Here is a 1608-nt window from a genome sequence, read left to right as displayed (position 1 = left end):
CGTCTAATAGTAAAGCGTATCCGCCGGCAAAAAGCACAAAAAAGAATGCAAGACCGTTACTTTTAAAAGTGGTAAAAATCGTACTGCGAATGAAATAATGTATCGGGAAGATAAATGCCCGTACATCAAACCCCTTAGGATTATCTTCGTCATAATCAGCGTGACTGTGATTATGAATACGCATATAAATTAATGCTCCGAAAACAATTAACGCTGTAATTAGTGTAGTCATGAACTCTCCCCTTACTTATAAGTTAAATTTGTGTGAACTCTTTGTAATTGTGGTGAGTTCATGCCTTTGGTAGTCAGTTTATCATAGCTAATTTTGTTGTTTTTAACATAGATAAACGGTACGACAGGGTGAGTAATAGATACTTGTGTGAGCATGCCCGATTGGTTTTTAAGCAATTTATCTCTTAAAGCCTTACTGTTCCCTTTGCTGATATGTGTTAGGACATATTTGTGCGTTTGATTATCAAATACCCAAATGTTTTGCAATGCCCATGACGTTTGCCGTGGATCAGTAACGTTAGTATTATCGTCAACTTGTTGTTGAACATTTTGTAGTTTGCTAACTTGTTCATGCATTTGTAGCGCAAGAAAACCCACTACCAAAAGACTGATAATTGATACAACTAGACTTACTTTTGTGATACTATTCTTCATAGTGAAACTTCCTTTCAAATGGTTGGTTGTTTTGCTAAATGTTAGGGATACCGTGAGCTGTGCAGGCTAGGGCGGTATCCCTCTTTTATTATGAACATCATTTCCCCCTTATATTAAAAACGTGGGTTACGAATAAAATTATTGTGAATTTCCACTTGAACGACCTCGCGACCACGGCGTGCTTGAAATAACTCTAAGTCCATATCCTCAATTTCAAGGTTAATTTCTTCAATAGCAGGGTTTAATATTTTATCTTTCAATCGTCCATAGGTATAACTTTCTGGCGCACCTAGCCATTCTTTCCACTCATCAGGCGTTCCTTGGACAATGGCAATTGAACTACCGTTATTTTTATCAGCTTCACGCATGAGTTTATAAAGCAAAATAGAATATTTACTTTTCAGTTTAACGGTATCAACGAGTAAGTATTGGGTGTAGTGCCCTTTATCTTTTAATTGCAACAGAAATGGCGCAAATTCTTCATTAATTTTAATTTGTATTTGCCCATTTTCCCAAACACGCACCACTTCAAACCAACCAGTCATTGTGATACGACGCTCTTCTTCACTATAAATTCTGATAGGTTTAGCACGCATATCCTGCAAATTTTGGGCAAGTTGCGAGTACGTCCGACCGCTCCGCTTTAAATCAAGAACATTAGATAGCTCATACATCGACGTTTGAATAATATTAAAGTGTTCATCATCAGGTTTTATCTTTGATATGACGTAGTCCATAATCTTTAACTCACGGGCATTTAAATCATGACGTGCCTTAGTAATTAAATCATTATGTTCAGCCACCTGAAAATATTGTTGGTCTTTAAATTCTTCTTTGTTAAAGTTACGGTCACTGACCCATAACATATTGCGTTTATCGACCATAAATTTTCTTTCCTTTCAAACATACATTTTATTTTATAAATACACTCTATTACTAAAA

3 protein-coding genes are annotated in these 1608 nt (G+C 35.9%); all 3 read right to left on the bottom strand.

The window, feature by feature from the left end:
* Positions 1-232: hypothetical protein (locus NBRC111893_RS10520; RefSeq protein WP_439957188.1), on the bottom strand; the 232-nt coding region annotated here is incomplete at its 3' end.
* An 11-nt stretch (positions 233-243) separates the two neighbouring features.
* Entirely contained in the window at positions 244-666 is a 423-nt protein-coding gene (locus NBRC111893_RS10515; protein ID WP_125009052.1) for a hypothetical protein, read from the bottom strand.
* A 113-nt stretch (positions 667-779) separates the two neighbouring features.
* Entirely contained in the window at positions 780-1550 is a 771-nt protein-coding gene (locus NBRC111893_RS10510; protein WP_125009051.1) for a replication initiation protein, read from the bottom strand.
* Between the last annotated feature and the right edge of the window lie 58 nt (positions 1551-1608).

Origin of the sequence: Lentilactobacillus kosonis (assembly GCF_003864335.1) — a bacterium.
Lineage (GTDB): Bacteria > Bacillota > Bacilli > Lactobacillales > Lactobacillaceae > Lentilactobacillus > Lentilactobacillus kosonis.
The sequence above is the reverse complement of the archived record's forward strand: the minus strand, read 5'-3'. Positions and strand labels throughout refer to the sequence as shown.